Origin of the sequence: Dysgonomonas sp. HGC4 (assembly GCF_001261715.1) — a bacterium.
Classification (GTDB): domain Bacteria; phylum Bacteroidota; class Bacteroidia; order Bacteroidales; family Dysgonomonadaceae; genus Dysgonomonas_A.
The window spans coordinates 85,547-108,510 of sequence record NZ_CVRU01000111.1 but is presented as its reverse complement, the minus strand read 5'-3'; the positions used below and the strand labels follow the sequence as shown (position 1 = coordinate 108,510).

Here is a 22,964-nt window from a genome sequence, read left to right as displayed (position 1 = left end):
TTAAGTATAATTCTTTTGTGTTAGCAAAGTTATAGTATTATATATATAAGGTATTATTGTTGTTTTCTATTCATAATTTCAAATAGTTTGGCTTCTGCTTTTAGACTAAAATAATACCTTTGTCCTTGGGAAAAATAAAGAGGCAAAAGCCCATCATTAAATACTTGTAACTTATGAGATGCTGTGCTTTTATACTTGCTGAAACATTTCATAAATCTGAGACTTTAAATTAATATTGATCAATATAACTTATGCTCCAGTTTAATATAAGAAAGCCTGACGAAGGAATTATACCTCAAATTCAAGAGAAAATAGATAATCTGACCAAACCGAAAGGCTCTTTAGGAATCCTCGAAGAATTAGCACTACAAATCGGATGGATTCAGCAAACCACAAGTCCATCACTTACGAAGCCCGTTCATATAGTATTTGCAGCCGATCATGGAATTGCAGAAGAAGGTGTAAGCCCATCACCTCAGGAAGTAACCAGACAAATGGTTTTTAACTTTCTCGAAGGAGGAGCAGGTGTAAACTTCTTAGCACGTCAACATGGTTTCGGTCTGAAAGTTGTGGATGGAGGTGTGAACTATGATTTCGATCTTACGGATGATCGAATCATACATCGTAAGATTCGTAAAGCAACCCGCAGTTACTTATATCAGCCTGCGATGTTGATGGACGAGTTTGATCAGGCTATCGAGGTCGGAGCCGAAGTGGTGCAGCAATCTTATGACGAAGGTTCTAATGTTATCTGCTTTGGCGAAATGGGTATAACCAATACCTCATCATCGGCTATTTGGATGAATACATTTACGGGAATTCTTCTTCGCGATTGTGTTGGAGCAGGCTCAGATCATGCAGGTAAAATATTGGAACATAAATATAAAGTTCTTAGGCAAGCTACGGATAATTATCAGGGCGATGGAACCACCGCCGATGTAATGCGCCACTTTGGAGGTTACGAAATGGTGATGACTGTTGGTGGTATGCTTAAGGCTGCCGAATTGGGTATGATTATTCTAGTAGATGGCTTTATAATGACTTCATGCATATTGGCTGCTGCACGAATCAATCGGGATGTTTTGCATTACGCAATATTCGGACATCAAGGCGATGAAGCAGGACATAAAACATTACTAGATTTCTTGAAAGTGAAACCTATACTTCATCTCGATTTGCGACTAGGGGAGGGTACAGGTGCTTTGTGCGCTTATCCCATTCTAGATTCGGCAGTGAGAATGATTAATGAAATGAATTCTTTTAAGGCAATTGAGGTCACTAAATACTTCGATTAAACGGATTTTGATTTAAGTGCTTAAACTATAACTAAAACGAGATTTTAGATAGATCGAATCGAGCAAAATGATTAAATTAGCTGAATTATTTACTGTTGCCTTCCTCAGTAATAATTCTAAATTGCATTTAATTAGAGAACAAAAGGTCTCAGACCTTATCAGAAATACCTCATCAGATGAATAATATTGGAGCTGCGCTGATCTTTTTTACCCGCTTACCGTTTTGGCGGATTTTTAATGTGCCTAATGAATATTTCAAACAGGTCATTAATTATTGGTCGGTAGTTGGTTGGCTCACTGGCTCGATTATGGCATTGGTGTTGTGGGCTACCTCCTTTGTATTTCCTATCCACATAGCTGTTGTACTAGCTATATTGAGCCGTTTGCTTATAACAGGTGCTTTGCATGAAGATGGCCTGGCAGATTTCTTTGATGGCTTTGGCGGTGGAACTTCTAAGGAGCGGATTCTGGCTATAATGAAAGATTCTCATATTGGAACGTACGGAGTGGTTAGCCTTATCTTTTATTTCTTGCTTCTGTTTTTCTTGCTCACCTCGCTGCCTCTGCATATTGCATGCTTGGTAGTTTTGGCAGGAGATCCCCTCTGTAAGTTTATAGGTTCACTTATAACATTGCGCTTGCCTTACGCTCGCAACGAGGAAACAAGTAAGGCTAAAATGGTTTATAAAACGATGGTTTTGCGAACATTTATCCTCTCTGCATTGTTTGGATTAGTACCGTTTTTCGGTTTGCTGCCCAAGGAGTATTGGCTGGCTGTTATTCTCCCGATTCTGGCTTTTTTATTGTTGACATCGTTGATGAATAAAAAAATACAGGGATATACAGGCGATTGTTGCGGAGCATTGTTTTTAATGTGCGAACTTTCGTTCTATCTGGGAATCGTGGCTGTGTATAACTTATTAAGTACTTTATTTTAGAATCATAGCAGGCTGTAATTGCCGAACTAATAAGAAGGTGTAAAACCTTAAAAACAGAAATATGAAATTATATTTGATACGACATACCTCAGTAGATGTACCACAAGGTACATGTTACGGGCAATCTAACGTTCCGTTGAAGTCCACTTTTGAAGAAGAAGCAGAGGTTGTAAAACAAAAACTGAAAGGCATTGAGTTTGATGCCGTTTATTCGAGCCCCTTGAGCCGTTGCCGTAAATTGGCAAGATACTGCGGATTTCAGGGCGATGTACAATGGATAGATCGTCTTAAAGAAATGTACTTCGGAGAATGGGAGATGATGAACTGGGACCATATTGATGATGAAAATATAGAAAGTTGGTATGAAAACTGGATACATCAACCTGCTACAGGAGGAGAGTCATTCAAGATGTTATATGATAGAGTAGCCTCTCTTTTGGATGAAATAAAAAAGGAGGATTATAAGAATGTAGCCATATTTACTCATGGGGGTGTTATCAACTGTGCGAAAGTATATACAGGCGATTCTACTCTCGAAAATGCATTCGATACAGTGCCCGCTTACGGAGAAATAGTATGTCTTAATATATAACACTTTATAAAACTCTTGGAATCATGAATAAGAAATCGGGGAAAATTAAAAAGGCTGTCGAATACTCTTTCGCATTTGTAGCTATCTTTTGGGTGATTCAAGTGATTAAATATCTTACGGGTAACACTCTTGCAGGTTTAGGTATTTTGCCTCGTTCGGTAGACGGATTGTTGGGTATTATTACAGCACCTTTAATTCATGGCAATTTTGAGCATTTGATAGCAAATACTCTCCCGTTCTTTTTCCTGAGTTGCTTGCTCTTCATCTTTTATGAGAAAAAAGCATCACTTTACCTATTCATGATCTGGATCACTACCGGTATTATAACCTGGCTTATTGGGCGCTATGCCTCACATATAGGAGCTAGTGGTATTATCTATGGTTTGGCTTCTTTCTTAGTCTTTGGAGGTATCCTAAGCAAGAACTGGAAGTTAATTCTGGTTTCTATCCTTGTCGTTATTCTCTATTCGGGTTTGATCTGGGGAATATTCCCAACCGAAAGCCATATTTCGTGGGAGGGTCATTTAGCTGGAGCTTTAAGCGGTTTGCTATGGGCATTCTTGTTCCGAAAAACATTGCAGCGAGCCCCTCGTTAATAGATTAATTCTCAGTAAATACATAGCGTCTGTCTTTTAAAGATAGGCGCTTTTTTCTCTATTAATCTTTCAAAGGTTATGATTTTCGGCAATAAACCGTACCTTTGCGGCATCAATATTTCATATCCCAACTCTACTCATGAGTAAAGAACAGACAGCAATAAAAGCTTCGTATTTTAGTATAATAGGCAATACAACTTTGGCTATAATAAAGTGGTTAGCCGGATATTTCGGAAATTCCTATGCACTTATTGCAGATGCAATAGAATCAACAGCCGACATATTCTCTTCGATAGCTGTACTATGTGGTATTAAATATTCGAATAAACCTGCCGATGAGAAACATCCTTACGGACATGGGCGTATAGAGCCTTTGGTAACATTCGGTGTAGTGGGTTTTCTTATTATATCGGCAACTATTATTGCTTACGAAAGTATTCAGAATATAAACGAGCCGCATGAGCCTCCTAAGCCATTTACTTTGATTGTTTTGGGTGGAATTATTATTTGGAAAGAAATTTCGTATCAATTAGTAATAAGAAAGGCTCGATTAACCAAAAGTACATCCTTGGTTGCAGATGCATGGCATCATCGTAGCGATGCTATAACTTCGGTTGCTGCTTTTATTGGGATCTCGATTGCTTTGGTGATGGGCAAAGGCTATGAAGCGGCTGACGATTGGGCGGCATTATTAGCTTCATTCATTATACTCTACAATAGTTATAAGATTCTCAAACCTGCTTTAGGCGAGATTATGGATAAGGATATATATCCCGATATGGTTAACGATGTTTGCGATTTTGCTAAAACCATAGAGGGTGTGCAGGATACAGAGAAATGCCATGTTAGAAAAACGGGTATGACCTTTTATGTTGATTTGCATATAATTGTAGATAAAAATATTACGGTAAAAGAAGGGCACGATATTGCTCATGATTTAAAAAATAGATTGAAAGAAAAGATGCCCGAAATAGCAGATGTGCTTATTCATGTAGAGCCATCGTGGTAATCGTATTTATAAATTAAGAATTCGTTGGGAGTTACAGCGAATGAAATTGAAAGAAAAACAGGTCTAAAGACCTATGGCACACTAATTATAATTTAAATAAAATGAGAATTAAACTTACATTCATGGTCTCGATGTTGCTGATGTCATTAATGGCAATGTCACAACAAAAAACGTACACTAAAGCCGAGTTGGATGCGTCCAATATAATAAGATTATGCAATAGTGTTATTGAGTTGAGTAACAAAAACAGAACTAGCGCCGACAACTACAAATCGATGCTATCAACAGCCGAAAGTAATCTTTCGAAGCTGAAAAGAAATCCTAACGTTCAACCTTTCTTTGTGAACTATAAGAATTTTGAAGCTTGTTTTGGCGATCAAAAAGAATATGCTGCAGCTTATAAAGGTGCTCCTGAGTTTGCCGAAAAGAAAGAGATTGCCAATGCAATTACTCTGGCAGATAAAAATATCGCAAATGCGGTTAAATGGGCAACAGCAATGAGTGACTATTTCTCAGAAAAGGAATACCTTACTGATACTGAATTTGCAAAATATCCTGCTATGCAGGACAGTCTTGCCTTTTATTTTCAAAAAGGATATACTGGCTGGTCAGAAGCTTCTAGATTAGCATCTAAAGCAGGTAACGATGCCGAGCTTATATTGCTTCAAAAAAGCAAAATTGCTGAGTTTATCATCCCTATGAAATCGGATCTGAATGCATTGGAGGCTATCTTGGAATTATTTAATCAAGAAGCTATCGATAGCGAACTGGTAAAAGCTGGAATATCGGCGGCATCAAAATCAATAGCTCAGAATAAAGACATATCAACTAAGGATGTGAAAAAGTTGAGTGATGTTTATTATAAAGAAGTGTTTCAAAACTTTTACAGAAAAAGCGAAGAGGCTCTAAAAGCGATGGATGCTCTGAATCTTGAACTGGAAACAAATCCAAAATCAGATCGTCTAAATAACTTATATTCGTCTGCCATGAGCAATTATAGAGGTGTTGTAGAAGCATACAATACTTTCATAGGTCAATAAGTAAATTAGACTAACAAATAGTATATAAGAGAAGTGAGTGCATGAAAATGTGCTCACTTTTTTATTCTGATTGCTGATTAATATCGTGTCCACTACTGCCCTCAACCGCCCACAGTAAAATCTGTCCTGTAACGTGAGCTACTTTTTCGAGAATAGAAGGGGCTTTCTTTTCAGTCTTGGGCTTTTTCTCTTTCTGAGGTTTAACATAGAAGAAGTCGCCACGCCAGTTTCTGTAAGCTTCAAGTTTATTAAGAGACCCACTTCCTTTGATTAATTCAGACATGTAGAAATCGTTTTCGTAGAAAAAAGCTTCGCCTGCCTCCATAGAATCTTCGTATATGGTAAGGAATGTTCTCAAATATATGGGCGAATTAGATGCAATATATCTAATCGCATTGTATTTTTTATTGTCTCCTCGGCTATCAGCCTCTGTGTTCCATTTAAGAAAAAGAGTATCAGGTATTTTGTCGAAATTAAAATTAGTCAGTTCCAGAATCTGTTTGTTTAATCTCGAATAAGGTTTTACGTAACCCAATCCATCGGGATCGTCTAAGAATGAGCTAAAGTTAACGATAGCCTCATCGTCAATCTCGTGTACATTGGGATCTTGATAAGGGGAGGGGATATCGTCTATCATTATGCCCGACTTTCGCCAGTTTATATACAGTGGCTTAGACATTTTGTTGACTACGCTCACTGCTATGGGTGCATTTTCGCCATAGAAATTGTAAATAACATCCAAGCTATCTCCCTCTACCAAAAATTCGCCATATTCATTCTTTATAGTATATGGGTCTTTAGTATTCATAGTAGAGCCATAGTAGGTTGAGCATGAGTTTAATGATGCCAAACCTACCAACAGTAGCAGAGATAAATATTTGATGTGAATATTCAAAATCTATTAATTTGCGTCATTATGAATGATGGGTGCAGGAGGAATAATTGTACGAACATCTATCGTGTACCATTCGTTTAAGTAGCCATCTATAAATATGAAAGTATATTTATTGTAACCTTCGGTTAGCTCAATAGATTCTTCTAATGCACCATCCTGTAATTGTCGGGCACTTGCCGTTTTAGCTGTCCCATGAGCCGATTTTAGAAGTGTGCGAACTTCCTCTTTACTCATTCCCAGACGAATTTCTTCAGTCTTAGCTCTTCCTATTATTGATGCACAGCTTGTAAGGAGGCATATAAGGAACGAAAAGGCTATTATTTTTCTCATAGAATTTATGTATTGGTTAATATTCTAAAGTTAAAGATTTTTGAAACTTTCGAAACCAGATTAAATTTAAAACTCCCATCGTTATTGTTATAGGGAACATAAGTATATTACCCAGTATTCCCAAAAAAAGTCCAATACTCAGTCCTTTCAAGGTGTCAAAAAAATAATCCGATTCTTCTCTTTTTAGTCCAGTAACAACCGAGGCAAGAGAGCAACCAATTAATTCGATAACAACGCAAGCAAAAATAGAGAAGAACATTAGTTTAATTATATTCCAACTTTTGAGATTGATATATTTAAAGATAAACAGGTAGCATAATATACAAGATAAGGACATACCTATCATCAAATCCCAGTTTGTAGAGGGCGAAGACCAAAAGTACACTATACTATTCCCTATTAAAAGATTGCAAAGAATACAAAGAAAAATAATTAGACGACTACTCATTGATTAAAAGTATAAGAAGCTCCAAGACTAACTCTGAAACCTGACCAATCGATTTTGTTACCTCCAAGTTTATCAATCCCTGAGCCAAAATTAAAATCATAGCCCGAACTTAGAAGAAAGCCAATATGGGGATTCAAATTAAATTTTAGCCCTATTTGAGGTAATATGGTAAAACTTGTACTATTTAGATGTATTTGATCCATATGCTGAGTTTCATTTCCAATTGAGATATGCCCTTCAGTTTTCATTTTTGTAAATATAAGACTGGGCGATATTTCTCCAAATAAAGATAAACTTCTATTATTGTTCATATTGCTAGTGTAGAAATAGTTCCTATAAAAGACGCCTTGCCGATATGCAGAAAGCGTTATTTTTTCTTCATATTCACCTGAATAATCGGCTCGCGAAAGTTTTCCTCCGGTTGTTAGGAAAGTAGCTTTTTGCCCAAATTCATTTTGTTGTATTCTATATCCTACATCTAGGGTATGAGTGATATAGCCTGGAAAATTGTCGACAATCTGAGCATCTAATCCGGGATATTGTGAATTAATTATTTCTTCAGCCGACTTTAAGATGTTTTTCATATCACCCATTTTATATGTACCATATCCAAATGAATAACTTATTGAAAATTGTGCTTTAGCCTGTAAGCACATTAATATACAGAATAATATAATAGTTGTTTTTTTCATTTTTTTAGATATTTAGAGACGTCCATATAAGCAGATTCTTTAATTATAAAGCCATTAATAAAACGGAGATCAGCAAACGAAGAGTTGGCATTATAAGCTATTTCAAAAATAGTACTGGTCATCTGTGAATTCAAAACAGATAACCTTGCAATAGTCTCAGTTTTAATGCTGTATAGCATATTCCCTGTGACAGGATCTATAGCCTCTAAATACCCTATTGCTTCTTTTGATTTAGTTAAAGTTTGGACATTTAATTTATAAAATATTTTGCCATTACTAAGTATTAATTCATTTGAATTAATAGGGTCGAAGCGGCAGAAATAATTTTTATCTACGGAATTATCCTGTTCTAGAATTAATTTTTGCTGAGCTTCCCCCAATTCATATATTTTGAGTTTGGTAGTGGTGTAATAACAAAAGTATTTTCCAGTTGAAGATATGGTCATAGAGAAATATTCCGACTGTTCGGCAAACTTATATAAGAATTGTCCATTATTAGCATTATATATATGAACTACATAGCCACCCTCTTTATAGTTTAGGTATTTTATAATCAGCCTATCATCTGTTAACAAAAAGTCGTAAAGATAATTATCCTCAGATTCTATAAGAATTGGTGATTTAAAATCATTGTTTTTGACTAAATATATTTTCTGATAACTACTGTAAGCTATCATTCCATTTGTAGGAGAGCATCTCACCTTGTCTCCTGTAGTGCCGTTATTGTATTTAATGAGTGATTGCTCACCTATAAATTCCATATTCTTAGCATTATAAATATACATCTTATTAAACGTTACTCCTAGTAATTGCTTTTGCTTAGCATTATACGCAATGTCGTACGAGTAATTTTTGAAACGAGGGAAAGCATAATCGGCACTAATATAATGGGCTCCTTCGTAATTATCTTTATTCTGATTATCTGGTAAAATATACAATTGAAAGTGTGTAGCCTCGGTCGAAAAATAGGGACGTTGTACTATAATACTTGATTTTCCATCTTCAATGGGTATAATCTTATTATCTATCCATTTAAGTACAAAGCGAGATGGGAATTTATTGTTCCATGATATTTTTATTTTATCTATATCAGGAGTATCTTCAAATGTAAAATTATCACCTGTTATTGTCGAATACTCAGCAGTATGCAGGTCTGTCCAAGTTTGCATCCTTCCATTCTCAAAAACAGTTTTAATTGTATAAGTCCGATATCCATATACATAGCTCTTATCAACAATATAGGTTGTATTTGGATTGCTTATTGTTGTCAACTTTATTTCCTCTCCATCACCGTTTTTATATGATATTTCATATTTTTCGACTTCTAACCCTTTCAACTCAGGTTTATTCCAAACTAGTTTTAAATAACCTTCGGGGTCTTGTTCTTGTTTTATATTTAATTGAAGAGGTAAACCTGTGATGAATTTTAGGTTATAAGATATCTGTCCTATGTATTTCTCGTAACCAAGGGCATCAGCCATACTTCCGCTATTAGATTTAAGCTCGATGTTTATATCTAATTTGTGATTTTCTCCATCTGAAAAATAAGGATTTATATTCAAGTAACCATTTGATAAATATATATTCCTTCCATCAAGGAAAAAATTTTGATTTAAAATTTCTTTTCCTTGAGTGTCTAATGAATAATGTAGCTGCGTATTCGCATAGATATAAATAGTGTCATCAGGATTCACTCCGGCGAGATCAACGCCTATTTGAATGTCCTTTGGCTTCTCAATATCCTTATAATGGATATTATCGCTGTCGTATTCACAAGCCGAAAAGAAGAGTATAGTTAGTAGTGTGAAAATGATATTTCTCATAGTTTTCTAATAAATAGTTTACGAAGTGCTAAAATATATAAATAAAAGTAATCTTATGTTCTTTCCCTATATGAATGTTTAGATGGTGGTAAATATTTCAGCTATCAGATCAGTTAAATTAATAAAAAGCTTCTTACCTTAAATATTCGGTAATCGATAGAAATCAATTTCGCCCTTTAGTGCTATTTTCCTATATTTGTGATACCATAAAAACATCACTAAAATATTATGAAGAAAAATTTCTTTACATTAACATGTTTACTACTTCTGTCTGCTTTTGCGCTGCAAGCTCAAACAGCTAAAGTAGAACCAACTTGGGAGTCGATCAAAGAACGAGGTTATCCCGAGTGGTTTAACGACGCTAAACTAGGTATATTTATCCATTGGGGATTGTACTCGGTTCCATCATGGACTAAAAAGGAAGGATATTCCGAATGGTCTTATAAAGGATGGAGAGACGGAAAATCGACTGCTGTTGATTTTGCTAAGAATGTGTACGGACAAGATTTTAAATACGAAAATTTTAAAGATCTATTCAAAGCCGAATTATTTAATCCACAAGAATGGGCTGACCTTTTTAAAAATTCAGGAGCTAAATACGTAGTTTTAGTTTCAAAACACCACGATGGATATGCCATGTGGCCTAGTAAATATGCTCCGGGATGGAATTCTATGGAAACAGGTCCTAAAAGAGATATTGTAGGAGAACTTACTACTGCCGTAGAAAATGATGGTTTGAAAATGGGATTGTATTACTCACTTCCTGAGTGGTCTAACCCACTTCATTATTGGGAGATAGATCCTAATGATTCTATTGCAAAATATGTAGATACACATATGATTCCTCAGTTTAAGGAATTAGTAACTAAATACCGTCCTTCTCTGATCTTTACAGATGGAGAGTGGTGGAATAGTGCCGAACAATGGCATGCTCGTGAATTGATTGCTTGGTATTACAACTTAGTAGGACCTGAGGCTATTGTAAATGACCGCTGGGGTGGAGGTGCTGATTATGGATTTAAAACTCCCGAATATAGTGCTGGTATTACAATGACTGATCGCCCTTGGGCAGAAGTTAGAGGAATAGGGCGTTCTTTCGGCTTAAACAGAAATGAGCCTCTTGAAAATTACCTTACAGAAGACGATCTTATTCATCATTTTGCTACACTTGTAGCTAATGGGGGAGGGTTGACGCTGAATGTGGGACCTGCCGGAGACGGTCAGATACCATTGCTTCAACAAGAAAGACTTATGCAACTTGGACAGTGGTTGAAAATAAACGGAGATGCTATTTATGGAACGAGAGCCTATAAAAAGCATATCGAAGAAAAGCAAATCTATATTACTCGTATCGATTCTACAATAGATTTCAATTGGGTGCGTAACTCTCCCGATCCACGCATTCGTGTAGACCACTTTACCGGAGAATGGACTGGTTATATCAGCCCTAATTTTAGCGAAGAATATACATTCACAGCTAAAGCGGACGATGGTGTACGTGTTTGGATAGATGGAAAATTGATTATCGATCAGTGGAACAAACAAGATCAAACTCAGGATGGCTTTGTACAAGGTGCTCAAACCTCAGCAACTCACAAGAGTAGTATTAAATTGAAGAAAGGGCAAAAATACCCAATCAAAGTAGAGTATTTCGAAGACGTTCAAAATGCTTCAATTCAAGTGAAGTGGGCATCAAAATCGCAAGCCGAAGAAGTAATTCCTTACGCAGCATTGTATACCGATAATACAGGTACTCAGCATGGTCTGAATGCGACTTATGGTTCAATGAAAACGTATGTAGCTTATACTCAAAAGGGAAATAATATTTATGCTATACTTCTTGAATGGCAAGATGATAAATGTGTGTTGAATATCGACAAACCTGCCGATAATGCAACCATATCGCTTCTTGGACGCGAAGGTAATCTTCCTTGGAAGTACGAAAATGGACAACTTATTGTTGATATGACTTCTATCAAATTTACAGAAATACCGGGTCGTTCGGCTTGGACACTGAAAATAGCTCAATAAATAGCTCACAATATAAAAAGCGGCATATCTCCAAAAGAGATATGCCGCTTTTATTTTTCTTAAGTTTCAAACCTTAAAGTTTCCAGAATACAAGCGATGTTTTATCGGCTGTTAATCCAGGGTTGGCAGACATGGTGACTTGTTGAGACCAGCCAACATTATAATGAGCAAGTCTAAATTCTACTTTATCGCCTACTTTTAGATTATTACCTGTCAACATTACAGTACCACCCAATCGGTTTTGAGCACCTACTATAGCTGGATCCACTAAAGCCCAATTCACCTCCTGTACATCTATTTTTACACCATTTATCATCAATGTAAAATATACGCACGATCTACCCATTGTTTTTCCTGCTTGAAGATTACCTATACCATATACTCTGATTGCAAATGCATAAGATCCGCCATCTTTAATTGTGAAATATTTAGTTGTTGTACCAATATCACCAAAAGACATTAATGTTCCTCCTTGAGAAGAAGCTGGATTTGTAGCTGTTGAATTAACGCTGGCAGTCAAATCATAACCAGTAACCTTGTTTTCGGGTATCTCTGTAACAAAAGCTTGCCAGTGAGTATTGTTCCAATAATAAAATCCCGGTTTCAAAAGACCTACTGTTGCCGTGTTATAAACTAACATTCCATTCACAGCATTAGCAACCGGTGCTTTAACGGTAGGGCTAGTTAAAGCAACACGATTGGGAAGAAACCCTTTGTTGACATCTGATAGTTCTAATTGAGCTGATGCATTATATGTGGTGTTTCCTCCAACCTTACTCAATCCTGTGATATACTCATTACCTACAACGTGCAATTTCTGACTAGGACTTGCAATTCCTATTCCTACACTACCGGTCACTATTTCATTACCATTCACCGTAAGATTACTATTTGCAGCTGTAGTACCAACAGTAGTAGGTGCTGCTATTGTTAGAGTATTAGTTGCTGATCCTGTAATACTTGTGGCCTTTGTTAAAGCCCCTCCCAATTGAGTAGTTGTGCCACTCATGGCAATACCGTTATTAGCCGTAGTTACAGCAACTGCCGGTAGAGTGCCCCAAGTTGCATTACCCGATGCATCGGAAGTCAAGAACTTACCTGCTGCCGGAGTCCCGCTGCTTATTTGAAGTGCTCCCGAAACAGTGGTTGGTGTTGCCAATGTTAGTCGACTCGTACCCGTAATATTCGTAGCCTTTGTTAATGCTCCGCCTAATTGAGTAGCTGTACCACTCATTGCAAGACCATTATTAGCCGTAGTTACAGCAACTACCGGTAAAGTACCCCAAGTTGCATTACCAGCTGCATCGGAAGTTAAAAACTTACCTGCTGCCGGAGTCCCGCTGCTTATTTGAAGTGCTCCCGACACAGTGGTTGGTGTTGCCAACGTTAATAGACTTGTTCCTGTAATACTCGTAGCCTTTGTTAATGCACCTCCCAATTGAGTAGTTGTACCACTCATTGCAAGACCATTGTTGGCTGTAGTTACAGTAGCTGCAGGCAAGGTAGCCCAAGCCACGCTTCCATCAACATTAGAAGCTCTTAGGTATTGTCCTACAACGGGAGTTGTGCTGGTATATTTCATCAATCCCTGTATGTTGGTTGCGTTAGTCGTAGTTGTGCCGGTAACAGTCAAGGCATTATTCAGAGTAGTAGCACCTGTTACAATGAGGGTGCCGCCAACCGTTTGGTTGCCCACAACCGTAGAACTAGCTACTCGCGAATTTGCGGTTACATTGCTGGAGCCCGTTACCTGAAACATATAGGCAGAAGGTACGGCTGTCATAGCCCCGATTCCCACACTTCCTGTTTGATAGATATTCTGAGCATTCGCAGTAGCGGCAGTTGTTGATCCTTGCACTTGCCAAGGTTCAGTAGGAATAATAGAGCTTGGCTGAGTAAAAGGTTGCCAAACAGTACCATCAAAATAATAATAACCAGTTGCCGTTACATGAGTTGTTTTAGCAGAAGGAGTGTCATCTAGGGTAGTTACATAGATTATTGCTCCTCTTTGCTCTGTATTATAGCGTACATCTTTTCCAATTAGTTGAGCACGTGTAAGATTGGGTGCTATGATTCCCTCAGCTGTAGTACCATCTGTATTTTGTGGTGTGATGTGAAGGGACGCTTTGGGTGTGGAATTGTTGATTCCAACCTGAGCCTGTAATGTAGCTGTTACAATAAGGCAGACGGAAAATAAAACCTTTTTTTTCATTGTCTTAATTGTTTATATGTGTTTGATTTTGTTGTTGATTTATATAAATGTTGTCGGGAAAAGAGCAGCAACGTGTAATCGCTACATGCTGCTGCCGGACATAGTTGTGCCATAGGTAAACAGTTGATTTGTGCCGATTTTGAACGACAACAAAAAAACAAATCGGTTACACAAAAGTGTTTACCGAAACAACTATGAATATAGTTATTGGGGAAATACTGTAAATTATAGATGATGGTGTTTTTTAGACGCAATGATAACAAAAGACAGAAAGTTCTGTCAGGAAATTGGGGAAATGAGTATTTATTAAAGTGTGGAGAGGTATTAGTTATCTCTCTCTCTCTCTCTCTCTCTCTCTCTCTCTCTCTCTCTCTCTCTCTCTAACATTTCGACGCAAACATCCAAACCTAAATAGTTAAAATTTAGATCATTAAATATGAATACGTTTGTTAAACTTTGAGACATTTTTGTTATAAAGAGCTATTTTTCAGGCACAAATATAGCTAAAAGAAATTAATTTATCAAGTTTACAAAATTCAGCTTCATATATAAATTGGAGTAGTGAGACAAATACGCAAAAATATTGTATCTTTGCATCTCACTAAAAACGATTTATACCGTGTGAACGGTACATGCAAAGTATGACATTTGAACAATTAAACCTCATAGAGCCAATATTAAAGGCTCTTAAAGACCAAAACTATACAACTCCAACCCCTATACAAGCTGAAGCGATACCAACCCTGTTGGAGGGAAACGATTTATTAGGTGTGGCTCAAACAGGAACCGGTAAAACGGCAGCATTCTCTATTCCTATTATTCAACAATTGTATAAAGAAAATTCTCATGGTGGCAGAAAAGGAATAAAAGCCCTAGTATTGACTCCTACCCGAGAACTAGCTATACAGATTGAGGAAAACGTAAAGGAATATAGTAAATATACATCTTTAAGACACACCGTAATTTACGGAGGTGTTCCACAAAAGAAGCAAACCGATGCTTTGCGAGCAGGAATAGATATTCTGATTGCAACACCCGGAAGACTTTTAGACCTTATCAGTCAGAAATATGTAAGTTTAAAAACTCTGGAGTTTTTTGTGTTGGATGAAGCCGACCAAATGCTCGATATGGGTTTTATACACGATATAAAGAAAATATTGCCATTGCTGCCAAAGCAACGACAATCGCTCTTCTTCTCGGCAACAATGCCCGTTGAAATAGCAAAATTGGCAAATACCATTTTACATAATCCTACACGAGTAGAGGTAACTCCGGCTTCTTCTACTGTCGATAAGATAGACCAATCACTATATTATGTAGATAAGAAAGATAAAGTAGATTTGCTTATCGATCTTCTTAAAAGTAAAGATCTGGAATCTGTTTTAGTATTTGCACGTACTAAACATGGCTCTGATAAAGTAGCGAAAGCTCTTAACAAAGCAGGCGTTAAAACAGAAGCTATACATGGAAATAAATCTCAAAATGCCCGTCAAAATGCATTGAAGAGTTTCAAGGATAAAACCACACGTGTACTTATAGCTACCGATATTGCAGCACGTGGTATAGATGTAGACCATCTTTCTCACGTATTTAATTTCGATTTGCCGAATGTTCCGGAGACTTATGTTCACCGTATCGGAAGAACAGGACGTGCGGGACGTAGTGGAGTTGCAATCGCTTTCTGCGATCGCGAAGAACTTCCATTATTGAAAGATATTCATAAGCTGATCAAAAAGAATATTCCCGTAGTAGAAGAGCATGGTTTCTTACCATCTCAGACACGTCCGTCTTTAGGTCCAAAACCTGAATTGACAAAAGGTGGTAGCGGTAATAGAAATCAAAGTAGAAGCGGTCACCAAGAGCGTAATCCAAATAAAACACAACGACCTCAGGGTAATACTAAAGTTATTGTAAAGAAACAAAACTAACCATTTTAAAGGTTACTCAGATAAAATCAACAAGAGCATTTCAGTACTGAAATGCTCTTGTTGTATATATACTATCTTCAAGATGGACTTTTTATGTTGCTGTTTTGCTTATTCGTGTTTATTCATATTTATGTTCAAAATGTTTACTTTGATGTGATAAAATAAAAGGATTAGATTACAACCTGAATAAAGTTCTTCTTAACTTTAGAAGTGGCTTATAATAACAGTAAAAGAGGAGCAATATAAATAATATATTGCTCCTCTGTATATCAGTAAGGTCTGTAATCTTAATTAATAATTATTTCATCAACAAATATAAAAGCAGAACTTCCTTTACCTGCGTGCCAAGCCGGAATAGATTGCTCGTTCTTAACGATAACTTTTACATATCGAGCTTTCGCAGGAGCAAAAGTTAATGTAAGATCAACTAATTTGGCTTCGTCTTTAGTAAGAGCAGGATATGCTTCGTTAGCTACTTGTTTGAAAGTTTTATTATCGTCCGAAACAAGTACAGTAAATTCTCTTGCATTAAAGATCCAAGAACCAGCACTGATTAGTGTACCTACGCTAACTGTAGATATTTCGGTAGGCTCATCTAAGTCTACAACAGCGATAAGACCTTTTTTATTGAATCCTAGCCATTCGCCGCTTCCAAATGAGTTGTTTCCTCTTTTTCCGTCAACAAGCGTAATAGCGCCATTGTATGTGTATTGGTCATGAGATTCGGTTTCAAGAGTTACTTTTTTCAAAGTAGCTTTGTTGAAGCTGAAAGTTTCAGTATATATCTTGCTCGGATTTCCCTCTCTTATTGCTACGGCTTTTAACTCAGCACTTGCAGTTATTTCAATGGGTTGAGTATATTTTGTACTCTTGTCCGTTGGTGCGGTGCCATCAAGTGTATAATAGATGGGTGCATTATCGGCAGTAGCTAGAGTTACTGTTATTGTTTTTTTGTCTGAGCTAGGCTCTATCTTGCTTGATATGTTGAAAATGTGTTTAGCATAATTGTATCCTAAACGATCGTACAATTTCAACATTCTGTTTAAGCGAGGTAAAAATGTGTTGAAGTCTTTCTTTGCAGGTTCAGTCCATTGTACTTCTGCAAGAGCAGCCATACGAGGCAATACCATATACTCAACTTGATCAGTATTGTCAATATATTCAGCCCATAGGTTGGCTTGAGTACCGATGATGTATTTTTGTTCGTCTGCACTCAATTGAGATGGAACTGGTTCAAAAGCATACACTTTTTCGATAGGAGTATATCCTCCGATTGCCAAAGGTTCGTCTTGAATATCACGTGTTTGATAAGCATCAAAATACAGATGACTGTTAGGAGTCATTATTACCTCATGTTTTTGTTTAGCAGCTTCTATTCCGCCTTCCATTCCTCTCCACGACATAACTGCTGCGTTGGGTGCTAAGCCACCTTCAAGAATCTCGTCCCAACCGATGATCTGACGACCTTTGTCGTTTAAGAATTTTTCGATGCGAGAGATTACATAGCTTTGAAGTTTGTCCTCTGCAGAGTGATGTGCATCAGCTTTCAAGCCCTCAGCTTTTATTTTAGCTTGACATTTAGGACATGCTTTCCAACGAGTTTTAGGGCATTCGTCACCTCCGATATGGATATATTTTGATGGGAATAGTTCGATAACTTCTGTGTACACATCCTCTAAGAAAGTGTATATGCTGTCGTTACCTGCACAAAGTACATCGTCAAATACACCCCATTCGCCGGTTACTTTATATGGGCCACCGGTACATCCAAGATTTGGATAAGTTGCTAAAGCTGCTAACATATGCCCTGGAAGGTCTACTTCGGGTATGATTGTAATAAATTTCTTTTGAGCATAAGCTACTATGTCTTTGATTTCTTCTTGTGTATAGAAGCCACCATAGGGTTTGCCGTCGAATTCGCCAGAGTTGCGCCCGATTACGGTTTGCTCGCGTTGCGAACCTATTTTTGTAAGTTCTGGATGTTTCTTGATTTCGATTCTCCAACCCTGATCGTCAGTAATGTGCCAGTGAAAACGGTTGATATTATGTAATGCTAAGATATCAATGTATTTTTTGATAAATTCGGCGGGGAAAAAGTGACGACTTACGTCAAGATGTTGTCCACGATATTGGAAACGAGGATAATCTTTGATCTCTACTGCCGGAAATACTACTGTGTTTTGTGTAGCATCGGCAGGCATCGATTTACGTAGAGTTTGTACACCATAGAATGTACCCGCTTCATCCGATCCGTTTATTACTATTTGTTTTCCGTTTACAGTCAGATTATACGATTCGGCTTTTTCGCTCTTATAATCAGCTTTTAAGATAATTACGTTGTCTGTTGATTCTTGATCTGTAACTTTCAAATTAAGACCTGTGCTCAATTTAATGTATTCAGACAGAAACTCTGCGGTTTGTTTTTGAACATCGTTTCCGTTTGGATAAACAATTTTAGTACTGTTGTTTAAGGTGAATAATTCTCCGTCAGACTTCGTTATTTCCTGAGGAAGAGGGATTACCGTGTAGTCTGCCTCTATTTTTGGCTTGTCTGCACATCCCACTAATAGCAATGACGCTAATAGGCTAAAGATAGTTTTCTGCAATGTTTTCATTAGTAAAAAATTTTATTAAATAGATTCAATTTTTAAAGATATGAAAAATAGGTTACGAATATTAGCTTCAAATCTTAATTAACACTTAGATATAATTTCTTCTGAATTGCGAGAAATATATTTAATGTAATTTTTTGTGATAATTAATAATTTAGAATTAAATTCGTAAGGTTTTAGATATAAGGATAGTAGGGCGAGTATTTATAATATCAATACATGTGTAATTAAAAGATGCATACAATGAATGTTTATTTTATATCGGGAATGTCGGCAAATTGTAAGGTGTTTGATGCTATTGAATTGCCTGAAGGTTTCGATAAGCAGTATATCGAGTGGCTTATTCCCTTTGAGAAAGAGACATTAGACGAATATACACATCGAATATCTCTTGATATAGATACTTCTAAGCCTTATGTGTTGGTTGGCTATTCGTTTGGAGGAGTTATAGTGCAGGAAATGAATCGGTTTCTAAATCCTCTAAAGACTATTATAATAGCTTCGATGAAAGCTGAGAATGAGATTCCAGCTTTGTTTAGATTAGGACGAAAAATTGGATTTTCCGAGTATTTACCGTCTCGTTTCTTTAAAACAAACGATCTGATCTCAGACTTCTTTGCCCGCTTTGTTTATCGTGCTACTCCCGCAGATATGGCAAAATATGTATCGTACACCGATCCTGTTTATACCAAATGGTGTTTAAATCAGATTCTCTATTGGCATTCAAATTTTGCGTGTCCCAACTTATATCATATACATGGCACGAAAGATCAGATGTTTCCTTTTAAATTACTAAAGGATGTTTATGCTGTTGATGGTGGCGATCATTTACTGGTGTTGAAAAGAAGTAGGGAGGTAAGCAATATTCTTGCAGAGATTTTATATAAATAATAAGGATTCATAAATAAAAAGGCGACTATAAAAAATAGTCGCCTTTTTGTTATATATGCTTTTGCAAGCCTTATTCAGTTTCAGCTCCGTTTTCGTTTTCAACCTCAGCGTCTGCTACTAAAGTAACATCACCACCGTTTTTAGCAACAAAGTCAATAGAGTAGTACTGTGTTTCGGTTACAAATTTGCCTCCTTTGAGTTTGCTCTTGCTATCAGCCTCACTGTGAATAGAGAATAAATGCACAATATCTTTAGAGTTTTTATCCGTAGAGATAGCATAATCACCTAATCCCGAGAATGCAAGTCCTTCAGCTATAACAAGGTCAGATGCTTTGTTGATATTCTCTGCAATCTTAGAAAAATCGATACTCGAAAGAGGAACAGCATTTTCAGAACTATAGTTTTCTGTATCACGATCTATTAAAGTGTGCGTTCTGTCCTTTGTTTCATTGTTGCTAATGTAGATAAGAGATCTTTTCAGATCAGTTGAATTAGCTTCATAAAAATCAATTTGGAAGATGCCGTATTCTTTAGAAAATTCGTTAGATGATTGTGTCATAAATTTAATGCCGGCAATTAAAGCATCATTGGGGATTTCTTTCGAGATCTTTTCTTTAGCCTTGTCTACAGCCTCTTGGCTTGTAAAATCGTAACTGCTTGTAAGAAAATCGCAGGCAGTAAAAGATAGTGTTAATGCAAATACCATTGCTGAGAATAACACGCGTAGAGATAATTTTTTCATAAATTGTAGTTAGTTAGTTTACTCGCTTTTATAATTAGCGGGGTGCGAAGGTAAGGAAAAATAATTTAACAAGTAAAACGGACGCCTCAGAGAGCTGAGACGTCCGTTCATTTATTTATTAAGGGTGTTTTACTCGTATTTGCCCACAGTAGACTTTCCTAAACTAACTACTGAGGGTATGATAAAGAATAAACATCCGATCAAAGATATTGCGATTCCTGCAATCACAAATACGTTGGTTATACCAATTGCATCGGCAACAAAACCCGTAGCAAGTAATCCCGGAATAGATGGCAAAAGCATCATACTATCGTATGTTGAGAATGCTCTACCCAATACTGAGGGATCTATTTTCGTTTGAAGTATTACCGTAAACGAACTATTCCAGATAGTACCCCCAATACCACTTATTCCCGTTAAGGCAATAAACCATATAAGCCCACTTGCAGGTAATAAGCCCGATATGAGCGAAGTTAACCCGATGAGAATACTTGCAATACCGATAAGTACTATTTTATTCATCATCTTTATTTTCTTCATACCTATAAGTACTCCTCCGATAAATATACCTACACCCCACGATGCTTCTACGATACTCATGTCGTACGTATCGCCCAAGAAATGTTTCAAGGTAATAAGTGGGAATAGTGCTGAAATGGGGATTATAAAGAACAGCATAACTACATCGCATATAAGTACCCATTTAAGACCTTGTGTACTGAATATGGCGTGTAGACCTTCCTTTATTTCGGCAATAATATTGGGAGTTCGTTCTGTGTCTTTCTTCTCTGGATTGGGTATTGTTACAAATAACAGAGAGGTACATGCTATAACTGCCCCAATAATATCAAGAGATAAAACGTATGTCATTTCCATCAGGTTGATAAGTAATGCAGCCAATGCAGGGCCTGCAATATTACTGATGGAGAAAATGATCTGATTGACACCTGCCACTCGCATCAACTCCGATTCGGGAGCCAATAATGGCACACTAGCCTGCATAGCAGGTGTATGGAACGCACTTCCTGCCGAACGTAGAATCAACAGTATGTATATTTGCCAGATGGTAACAGTATCGAAGTAAAACATGATACACATAACGGCTGTACAAATAGCTATAAAGCTATCGGCGAAGATCATGGTTCGCTTTCTGTTCCAGCGATCTACAAAAACGCCGGTGAAGAGTCCCAGTACCAATTGTGGCAGAAGGGTAGCGATCATTGCATAAGCCAATACTTCGGCAGAACCGGTTTGTAGGCTCAGCCAAAATACGACTGCATAACCTACGATAGAACTTGTGAGGGTCGAGAATAATTGACCACTCCATATTATAGCGAATGTTTTTTTCCAATTATTATTCATTGGGAATATTTTTATTGATAGCAAACAACTCTTTCATTGGAAGAGAGAGTAAGTCTGAGTTTATAAACTAAAAAAGAGGGAAAAAGTTCTCCAAAAGATATTTTGAAGAGGAAGGAATAGAATTTGTTAGCTATATAAGCAACATTGTGTAAGGACGTAGAATAAACATTGTACTATTTCTAAATTAAGGTCTAAGACCTATTTTTTTGTTTTGGCCAATGCTCTTAAAAGCCAAAATCATTATAATTATAAAAACGTTGCAACTAATACGCTTTATAATTAGAGCGGTGCAAAGATAATGATTTTGTTTGGATCAAAAATTTTAGTTTTCTAAAAATAGGTGAATCTAAATCAAAATGGTTAAATTTGAAAATACGACGCTTAGATAATCACAAGCTTTAAATAGCAGAAAAAATAATATTATTATCGAATCGTTTGAATGATAATTGAATGTTCCTTATTTCTGTTTTAGGAAGTTGTCTATTACCACAATTAATGTGATGAATGGGCTTGTAATTTTAGGTGTGAGGTCTTTGATTTGTTGAATAAGAGTATATTATCTGTGTTGTCGATCCTCGGGTATTTTCTTCCTTTTAGTCATCAACAACTTTTGCCTTTAAAATATCTGATTTTTTTATTTGTATATCTTTGATAATCAAATATCTTTCTTGCCATTTAAAACGGCTATTAATTGAACCGTATGGAATTGGAATACCGTATTTTGGATTACTTTGGCTTCTTTGTCTCCCTACTTAGTTGTACCTAATGGAATTAAAATTGCGGATTATTGTCGCTTCTGACCGAATTAAGTAACTTCTAATTGCACCATATTGGAATTGAAATATTGTAGGGATTCCGGAACATACAATCGTTCTGGGCTTTCTAATCGTACCATATTGGAATGAACTGAATTTAAAGGTGTAGAATCTCTAATTCAGAAGAAACAAGCACAAGTAAACTGTTTACTTGTGCTTGTTTTGTTTTAAGGCTTTGGGAAATAAAATCCACTATCGAAATGAGTGGATTGCTGATTGCACGAAGAGCAATAATCTCTATCGGGTTTCCAAAGAGGATAACTATCCTTGCACGAGCATAAAAAGTCAGCAAGTAAGCCAACAAAAATTTCAGCATCATCACGAATCCAACGGCGGAGCTGAGCCACATCCTTAATGTCTATGCCTTTGCTATTTTCACTTTCGCGAATTGTTATCCCTTTATTCACGATGGTGGCCCAATGAAAAGGCAATCCCTGATAGATAGAAAAGAACGATAGGGCAGGAGCAATTTTCACGATTAAGTCTCCATTGATTTCCGTTAGCGAGTTTTGAGCAATCTGCTCTTTCAATTCACTCATCAGGGATTCGCCCAATATCGGTGCGATATACAGTTCTTGAGCAATAGAAAGGTAAGGAACAAACTCTGTGAGATCGGTATTCCCCGTGATGGGAGAGTGTAGCTTAAAAAGCTCTTCGTTTATTAATGTTATCGGTGTATACATCGGTTTGTAATTTTGTTTAAAGGTTGCAGA

At 36.8% G+C, this 22,964-nt stretch carries 18 protein-coding genes; 9 read left to right on the top strand and 9 right to left on the bottom strand.

Annotated features, from left to right (window positions below; genetic code table 11):
• The first annotated feature begins 251 nt into the window (after window positions 1–251).
• The 6 genes from cobT (at window position 252) to HGC4_RS11535 (ending at window position 5,470) form a co-directional block, all read left to right on the top strand.
• Window positions 252–1,295: a nicotinate-nucleotide--dimethylbenzimidazole phosphoribosyltransferase gene (cobT, locus tag HGC4_RS11560; RefSeq protein WP_050710292.1), complete on the top strand. Its 1,044-nt coding sequence runs from the start codon at window positions 252–254 to the stop codon at window positions 1,293–1,295.
• 176 nt (window positions 1,296–1,471) lie between these two features.
• The gene (gene cobS, locus HGC4_RS11555; RefSeq protein WP_050710291.1) at window positions 1,472–2,233 is read left to right on the top strand and encodes an adenosylcobinamide-GDP ribazoletransferase; all 762 of its coding nucleotides are present in this window, start codon (window positions 1,472–1,474) and stop codon (window positions 2,231–2,233) included.
• Window positions 2,234–2,294: 61 nt separating this feature from the next.
• Window positions 2,295–2,825, top strand: a complete 531-nt coding sequence (gene cobC, locus HGC4_RS11550; protein ID WP_050710290.1) for an alpha-ribazole phosphatase — start codon at window positions 2,295–2,297, stop codon at window positions 2,823–2,825.
• Between the two features lie 23 nt (window positions 2,826–2,848).
• Window positions 2,849–3,421 (top strand): rhomboid family intramembrane serine protease, encoded by a 573-nt coding sequence (locus HGC4_RS11545; RefSeq protein WP_050710289.1) that lies wholly within the window; start codon window positions 2,849–2,851, stop codon window positions 3,419–3,421.
• 139 nt (window positions 3,422–3,560) lie between these two features.
• On the top strand, window positions 3,561–4,430 hold the full coding sequence (locus HGC4_RS11540; protein WP_050710288.1) for a cation diffusion facilitator family transporter: 870 nt from the start codon (window positions 3,561–3,563) through the stop codon (window positions 4,428–4,430).
• 101 nt (window positions 4,431–4,531) lie between these two features.
• Complete coding sequence (locus tag HGC4_RS11535) at window positions 4,532–5,470, top strand: hypothetical protein (protein WP_157258252.1); 939 nt, start codon at window positions 4,532–4,534, stop codon at window positions 5,468–5,470.
• A 61-nt stretch (window positions 5,471–5,531) separates the two neighbouring features.
• Here HGC4_RS11535 and HGC4_RS11530 read toward each other — a convergent pair whose 3' ends face one another.
• The 4 genes from HGC4_RS11530 to HGC4_RS11510 all read right to left on the bottom strand — a co-directional run bounded on the left by HGC4_RS11530 (window position 5,532) and on the right by HGC4_RS11510 (window position 9,658).
• Window positions 5,532–6,278 (bottom strand): hypothetical protein, encoded by a 747-nt coding sequence (locus tag HGC4_RS11530; RefSeq protein ID WP_050710286.1) that lies wholly within the window; start codon window positions 6,276–6,278, stop codon window positions 5,532–5,534.
• Between the two features lie 93 nt (window positions 6,279–6,371).
• Window positions 6,372–6,695: a hypothetical protein gene (locus HGC4_RS11525; protein ID WP_050710285.1), complete on the bottom strand. Its 324-nt coding sequence runs from the start codon at window positions 6,693–6,695 to the stop codon at window positions 6,372–6,374.
• A 444-nt stretch (window positions 6,696–7,139) separates the two neighbouring features.
• A complete protein-coding gene (locus HGC4_RS11515) occupies window positions 7,140–7,835 on the bottom strand; it encodes a hypothetical protein (RefSeq protein WP_050710283.1) in 696 nt (231 codons plus the stop codon).
• Window positions 7,832–9,658, bottom strand: coding sequence for a hypothetical protein (locus HGC4_RS11510; protein WP_050710282.1), 1,827 nt, complete (start codon window positions 9,656–9,658; stop codon window positions 7,832–7,834). The genes HGC4_RS11515 and HGC4_RS11510 overlap by 4 nt, the downstream gene beginning before the upstream one ends.
• A 228-nt stretch (window positions 9,659–9,886) precedes the next feature.
• On the opposite strand from HGC4_RS11510, the gene HGC4_RS11505 reads away from it, so the two are divergent.
• Window positions 9,887–11,689 carry an alpha-L-fucosidase gene (locus tag HGC4_RS11505; RefSeq protein WP_050710281.1) on the top strand — a complete coding sequence of 601 codons (1,803 nt, stop codon included), beginning with the start codon at window positions 9,887–9,889 and terminating at the stop codon, window positions 11,687–11,689.
• Between the two features lie 73 nt (window positions 11,690–11,762).
• Here the strand turns inward: HGC4_RS11505 and HGC4_RS11500 are convergent, their stop codons facing one another.
• Window positions 11,763–13,901: an autotransporter outer membrane beta-barrel domain-containing protein gene (locus HGC4_RS11500; protein ID WP_050710280.1), complete on the bottom strand. Its 2,139-nt coding sequence runs from the start codon at window positions 13,899–13,901 to the stop codon at window positions 11,763–11,765.
• A gap of 641 nt (window positions 13,902–14,542) precedes the next feature.
• On the opposite strand from HGC4_RS11500, the gene HGC4_RS11495 reads away from it, so the two are divergent.
• Window positions 14,543–15,829, top strand: a complete 1,287-nt coding sequence (locus tag HGC4_RS11495; protein ID WP_082204160.1) for a DEAD/DEAH box helicase — start codon at window positions 14,543–14,545, stop codon at window positions 15,827–15,829.
• Between the two features lie 287 nt (window positions 15,830–16,116).
• On the opposite strand, the gene HGC4_RS11490 is transcribed toward HGC4_RS11495, so the two are convergent.
• Window positions 16,117–18,444 (bottom strand): glycoside hydrolase family 20 protein, encoded by a 2,328-nt coding sequence (locus tag HGC4_RS11490; RefSeq protein ID WP_050710279.1) that lies wholly within the window; start codon window positions 18,442–18,444, stop codon window positions 16,117–16,119.
• 240 nt (window positions 18,445–18,684) lie between these two features.
• Here HGC4_RS11490 and HGC4_RS11485 point away from each other — a divergent pair, with 240 nt between their 5' ends.
• The gene (locus HGC4_RS11485) at window positions 18,685–19,332 is read left to right on the top strand and encodes an alpha/beta hydrolase (RefSeq protein ID WP_050710278.1); all 648 of its coding nucleotides are present in this window, start codon (window positions 18,685–18,687) and stop codon (window positions 19,330–19,332) included.
• 70 nt (window positions 19,333–19,402) lie between these two features.
• On the opposite strand, the gene HGC4_RS11480 is transcribed toward HGC4_RS11485, so the two are convergent.
• The 3 genes from HGC4_RS11480 to HGC4_RS11470 all read right to left on the bottom strand — a co-directional run bounded on the left by HGC4_RS11480 (window position 19,403) and on the right by HGC4_RS11470 (window position 22,934).
• Window positions 19,403–20,074, bottom strand: coding sequence for a hypothetical protein (locus HGC4_RS11480; RefSeq protein WP_157258248.1), 672 nt, complete (start codon window positions 20,072–20,074; stop codon window positions 19,403–19,405).
• A 129-nt stretch (window positions 20,075–20,203) separates the two neighbouring features.
• Window positions 20,204–21,436 carry an MFS transporter gene (locus HGC4_RS11475; protein WP_050710276.1) on the bottom strand — a complete coding sequence of 411 codons (1,233 nt, stop codon included), beginning with the start codon at window positions 21,434–21,436 and terminating at the stop codon, window positions 20,204–20,206.
• 982 nt (window positions 21,437–22,418) lie between these two features.
• Complete coding sequence (locus HGC4_RS11470) at window positions 22,419–22,934, bottom strand: DUF6712 family protein (protein WP_050710275.1); 516 nt, start codon at window positions 22,932–22,934, stop codon at window positions 22,419–22,421.
• Between the last annotated feature and the right edge of the window lie 30 nt (window positions 22,935–22,964).

What these genes read in the sequence shown, in the direction of transcription:
- HGC4_RS11530 (WP_050710286.1), bottom strand. Translation starts at nt 6,278, where the DNA reads ATGAATACTAAAGACCCATATACTATAAAGAATGAATATGGCGAATTT.
- HGC4_RS11495 (WP_082204160.1), top strand. Translation starts at nt 14,543, where the DNA reads ATGACATTTGAACAATTAAACCTCATAGAGCCAATATTAAAGGCTCTT.
- HGC4_RS11500 (WP_050710280.1), bottom strand. Translation starts at nt 13,901, where the DNA reads ATGAAAAAAAAGGTTTTATTTTCCGTCTGCCTTATTGTAACAGCTACA.
- HGC4_RS11510 (WP_050710282.1), bottom strand. Translation starts at nt 9,658, where the DNA reads ATGAGAAATATCATTTTCACACTACTAACTATACTCTTCTTTTCGGCT.
- HGC4_RS11470 (WP_050710275.1), bottom strand. Translation starts at nt 22,934, where the DNA reads ATGTATACACCGATAACATTAATAAACGAAGAGCTTTTTAAGCTACAC.
- HGC4_RS11515 (WP_050710283.1), bottom strand. Translation starts at nt 7,835, where the DNA reads ATGAAAAAAACAACTATTATATTATTCTGTATATTAATGTGCTTACAG.
- cobS (WP_050710291.1), top strand. Translation starts at nt 1,472, where the DNA reads ATGAATAATATTGGAGCTGCGCTGATCTTTTTTACCCGCTTACCGTTT.
- HGC4_RS11540 (WP_050710288.1), top strand. Translation starts at nt 3,561, where the DNA reads ATGAGTAAAGAACAGACAGCAATAAAAGCTTCGTATTTTAGTATAATA.
- cobT (WP_050710292.1), top strand. Translation starts at nt 252, where the DNA reads ATGCTCCAGTTTAATATAAGAAAGCCTGACGAAGGAATTATACCTCAA.
- HGC4_RS11505 (WP_050710281.1), top strand. Translation starts at nt 9,887, where the DNA reads ATGAAGAAAAATTTCTTTACATTAACATGTTTACTACTTCTGTCTGCT.
- HGC4_RS11535 (WP_157258252.1), top strand. Translation starts at nt 4,532, where the DNA reads ATGAGAATTAAACTTACATTCATGGTCTCGATGTTGCTGATGTCATTA.
- HGC4_RS11525 (WP_050710285.1), bottom strand. Translation starts at nt 6,695, where the DNA reads ATGAGAAAAATAATAGCCTTTTCGTTCCTTATATGCCTCCTTACAAGC.
- HGC4_RS11545 (WP_050710289.1), top strand. Translation starts at nt 2,849, where the DNA reads ATGAATAAGAAATCGGGGAAAATTAAAAAGGCTGTCGAATACTCTTTC.
- HGC4_RS11480 (WP_157258248.1), bottom strand. Translation starts at nt 20,074, where the DNA reads ATGAAAAAATTATCTCTACGCGTGTTATTCTCAGCAATGGTATTTGCA.
- HGC4_RS11490 (WP_050710279.1), bottom strand. Translation starts at nt 18,444, where the DNA reads ATGAAAACATTGCAGAAAACTATCTTTAGCCTATTAGCGTCATTGCTA.
- HGC4_RS11485 (WP_050710278.1), top strand. Translation starts at nt 18,685, where the DNA reads ATGAATGTTTATTTTATATCGGGAATGTCGGCAAATTGTAAGGTGTTT.
- cobC (WP_050710290.1), top strand. Translation starts at nt 2,295, where the DNA reads ATGAAATTATATTTGATACGACATACCTCAGTAGATGTACCACAAGGT.
- HGC4_RS11475 (WP_050710276.1), bottom strand. Translation starts at nt 21,436, where the DNA reads ATGAATAATAATTGGAAAAAAACATTCGCTATAATATGGAGTGGTCAA.